4 protein-coding genes are annotated in these 4,296 nt (G+C 48.5%); all 4 read left to right on the top strand.

The window, feature by feature from the left end; genetic code table 11:
• Positions 1-164: 164 nt before the first annotated feature.
• The gene (locus ACI31H_RS08035) at positions 165-1,349 is read left to right on the top strand and encodes an aminotransferase class I/II-fold pyridoxal phosphate-dependent enzyme (protein ID WP_439771462.1); all 1,185 of its coding nucleotides are present in this window, start codon (positions 165-167) and stop codon (positions 1,347-1,349) included.
• A 110-nt stretch (positions 1,350-1,459) separates the two neighbouring features.
• Positions 1,460-2,161 carry a tRNA (adenine(22)-N(1))-methyltransferase gene (locus tag ACI31H_RS08030; protein ID WP_439771461.1) on the top strand — a complete coding sequence of 234 codons (702 nt, stop codon included), beginning with the start codon at positions 1,460-1,462 and terminating at the stop codon, positions 2,159-2,161.
• Positions 2,154-3,005, top strand: a complete 852-nt coding sequence (locus tag ACI31H_RS08025; protein WP_439771460.1) for a Nif3-like dinuclear metal center hexameric protein — start codon at positions 2,154-2,156, stop codon at positions 3,003-3,005. Before ACI31H_RS08030 ends, ACI31H_RS08025 begins: the two co-directional genes overlap by 8 nt.
• A complete protein-coding gene (pepT, locus tag ACI31H_RS08020; protein ID WP_439771459.1) occupies positions 2,995-4,239 on the top strand; it encodes a peptidase T in 1,245 nt (414 codons plus the stop codon). The genes ACI31H_RS08025 and pepT overlap by 11 nt, the downstream gene beginning before the upstream one ends.
• Positions 4,240-4,296 lie beyond the last annotated feature (57 nt).

Raw genomic sequence — 4,296 nt, 5'->3', positions numbered from 1 at the left:
CTTGATGGGTTTTTCCGTCCACTTAATGTTCAACTTAAATTTTACAATCTGCCAAATTAAAATAGCATTAGCAAAATGTTAAAAAACTCTTGACGAAATTTTAGCTAAATAATAAAATTAATTAAGATTAGTTGCTAAGGTTAAACGAGAGAGGGAGTTTAAACATGCCAGAATTATCAGCTGATTTATACGGAACTATTAGTCATAAGCTTGCAGCATTAAAGCCATCCGGGATTCGAGCATTTGATAAGGAAGTTTCTAAGATCCCAGGAATTATTAAGTTAACGTTGGGGGAACCGGACTTTAATACACCGGAACATGTAAAGCAGGCGGCCGTTAAGAGCATTCAAGATGACGATTCACACTATGCTCCACAGGCCGGTAAGCCAGAGCTTTTACAGGCAATTAGTAATTACCTGCAGGAGACGCGAACGGTAAAGTACGATCCAGAAAGTGAGATCGTGGTAACTGTTGGTGCCACCGAAGCACTAGATGCTACTTTCTTTAGCCTGCTTAACACCGGCGATAAGGTTATTGTGCCGACGCCAACCTTTGCCCTGTACTTCCCACTAATTGCGATGACTGGGGCAACAGCCGTTCAAGTTGATACTTCAGCTGATAATTTCTTATTAACACCAGAACATTTGGAACAAGTACTCGAAAAAGAAGGGGCCGGTGTTAAGGCCGTTCTCTTAAACTATCCTAGCAACCCGACTGGTCGGGAGTATCCACAGGAATTATTGAAGAGTTTGGCAGATGTGATTGCCAAGCACCACTTGTATGTGATTGCCGACGAAATCTATAGCGAGCTAGTATATGGTGTTGACCACTATTCAATTGCCTCCTTTATTCCGGAGCGGACATTGCTCATTTCAGGTCTATCTAAGTCACACGCCATGACCGGGTACCGTTTAGGTTATATTGCCGGCCCTGCCCAGACCATTAAGAGTATTTTGAAGATGCACGCCTACCTAGTAACCACCGTTACCGATAGTACACAGGCTGCAGCAACTGAGGCCTTAACCAATGGTGCCGCGGACCCAATTGCCTTTCGAAAGTCCTACCAACAGCGGCGGGACCTGGTTATTAACGGTCTGACTAAGTTGGGCTTTGAAATGGCCACGCCACAGGGGGCCTTCTACATCTTCGCTAAGATTCCAGCCTTCTTTGGTAAAGATGACGAGAAGTTTGCCCGGGACCTTGCCAACCAGGCCAAAGTGGGGGTAACACCAGGGAGTGCCTTTGGTGCCGGTGGTGAAGGCTATATCCGTCTCTCATATGCTTCCTCGGAAGAAGATTTAAATGAGGCTCTAGCACGAATTGCCCAATTTGTTAAAAAGTTTGAATAGCCCTTAAGAGATCTTGATGGTCTACGTACTTAGCTTTCTAAGTACGTAGACCTTTTTTAGCGGTCGTTATATAATTATTCATAAATAAGTAACGAAGGAAGTATGATAAAGTGGATGCACAACATCTTTCCCACCGCCTTGCTCAGGTGGCGGATTTTGTCCCTACCGGGGCCCGGTTGGCCGATATCGGTTCTGACCACGCCTACCTGCCGGCGGCCCTGGCCTTGCAGGGGAAAATAACGATGGCAGTGGCAGGCGAAGTAGCCGCGGGGCCTTATGAAAACATGGCGCATGAAATTGAGAAAAATGGCCTCACGGACCAAATAATTCCCCGCTTGGCAAACGGCCTAGCGGCGATCCAACCAGCAGACCGCATTGACACCGTAACAATCGCCGGGATGGGCGGGACCTTAATTGCCGATATTTTAGATCGGGGGCAAGAGCAACTAGCTGGGGTTAAGCGCCTAATCCTGCAGCCCAACGTCGGTGAGTACCGGTTGCGGTCCTGGCTATTGGCCCACCGTTACCAGATAATGGCGGAACGGCTCGTCAAAGAGGATGACCATATTTACGAGATCATTGTCGCCGAGCCATCGTTAGTTCCGTTTTGCTACAGTAACTACGAACTACTATTTGGCCCCTTACTACTAGAAAAAAAGGACCCCGTCTTCCGTGAAAAGTGGCAGGGTTACCTACAACGCCAGCAGGGGGTTCTTGACCAAATTAGCAGTGCTAAACAGCCACCGATTGACAAGATTAAGCAGCTCGAAGAAAGGATGCAGTTAGTAAAGGAGGCTTTGGCTGATGATTAGCGGTACCGATTTAATTCAGCGTTTTGAACAGTTTGCTAGTCCGCAGTTAGCAGAGAAGTGGGACCATGTGGGGTTACAATTGGGGAATCCCGACCGGCCCTTACACCGTCTAATGACTACCTTGGATGTGCGCCCGGAGGTGGTTGATGAGGCGATTGCCCACCAGGTTGACTTTATCTTCGCCCACCACCCGGTAATGTTTCACCCGGCCCGGGATCTCGATACCCGTAACCCCCAAAATGCAATGTATGCTAAACTACTTGCGCACAACATCACGGTTTATGCAGCCCATACGAACCTGGACACAGCCAATGGGGGGATGAATGACTGGCTGGCGGCTAAGCTGGGGTTAACCAACTGTACGCCCCTAGTAGCAGCCGGAAGTGACCCCGTTTCTGGTGAACCAGTGGGGATGGGAAGAATTGGTACCTTTAACGGCTCCTTGACGCCCCGTGAGTTTGCGGAATTCTGCCAGCGGCTGTTTAAGGTTCCTGGTCTGCGCCTAATCAGTAACCCAGCTGACCAGCAACGACCGATCCACCGGGTGGCGGTACTCGGTGGGGCCGGGCAGGACTTTTATGAAACGGCGGTCCAGAAGGGGGCGGATGCCTACGTAACCGGTGATGTTAGCTACCACTTTGCCCATGATATGATTGCTAACCACCTGACCGTGGTGGATCCCGGTCACCATATTGAGGCAATCTGTGAGCACCAATTGGCATTGCTCTTTGCCCAATGGCAGTCCGACAACCCAGCATGGGATTTTGAAATCATTGAAAACCAACTAAACACGGATCCATTTACTTTTATCGTTAATAATGAGGGGAAAAATAATGGCAAATGAACAATATAACGGCCTGCTGGACCGTTTTCTAAAATACGTTAAAACAGAAACCCGGTCGAATCCTGACTCGACCACCATTCCATCTGACCCTAAGGAAACGGCCTTTTTAAATGAGTTAGCAACTGAGTTAAAGCAACTGGGCCTAGCAGACGTTCACCTCAACCAGCAGAGTTCCTACCTGATGGCCACCATCCCCAGCAATATCGACTACCAGGTGCCGACGATTGGTTTTATTTCCCACGTTGACACAGCTGACTTTAATGCCCACAACGTCAACCCCCAGATTGTCGAGAATTATGATGGACACTCTGATATTCAACTAGATAAGGCCGGCAAGTACCGGTTAACGGTGGCTGACTTCCCGTCACTGAAGAAGTACCAGGGTGATACCCTGATTACAACCGATGGGACGACTTTACTCGGTGCCGATGACAAGTCAGGGGTTGCCGAAATTGTGACAATGGCTGCCTACCTGATGGCCCATCCCGAAATCAAACACGGTACCATCAAGATTGGCCTAGGTCCAGATGAAGAAATTGGTACCGGTGCTGACCACTTTGATGTAGCTGACTTTGGTGATGACATTGCCTATACCGTGGACGCGGGGCCACTTGGTGAACTAGAATACGAAACCTTTAATGCGGCCCAGGCGGAAATTGATATTGCCGGCAAAGACGTTCACACGGCGGTTGCCAAGGGAACAATGGTTAACGCTATCCAAGTTGCCATTGACCTTCACAATAGTTTGCCAGCCCATGAGCGGGCGGAACGGACGGCCGGACGAGAGGGCTTCTTCCACCTCTATAAGTTTAATGGGAGCGTTGATCATGCTAAGATGACTTACCTGATCCGTGACCATGACCGGCAAACCTTTGAGGAACGCAAGCACTTGCTGCAACGGATCGTTGACGGTTTAAATACCGAGCTGGGGACTGACCGAATCTCAATGAAGCTCTACGACCAATACTACAACCTAAAGGATGCCTTAAAGGACCATATGGAGGTAGTTGAGCTGGCAAAGCAGGCGATGGAAGACCTCGGCATCAAGCCCGATATTTATCCGGTCCGGGGTGGGACGGATGGCTCCACCATTTCCTACATGGGGCTACCAACGCCTAACCTCTTTGCGGGTGGTGAAAACATGCATAGCCGGTATGAGTATGTTTCACTCCAGACCATGGAAAAAGCAGTGGACGTCTTATTAAAGATCAATGAACTTAACCTTACTAACTAAAAAAGGTTCTACAATTTTAAGTACTGATGGATTTAACATCAGTACTTATTTTGGTTT

The sequence above is a fragment of the Limosilactobacillus sp. genome (genome assembly GCF_051873035.1).
GTDB lineage: Bacteria > Bacillota > Bacilli > Lactobacillales > Lactobacillaceae > Limosilactobacillus.
This window is presented reverse-complemented; position numbering and strand designations above follow the sequence as displayed.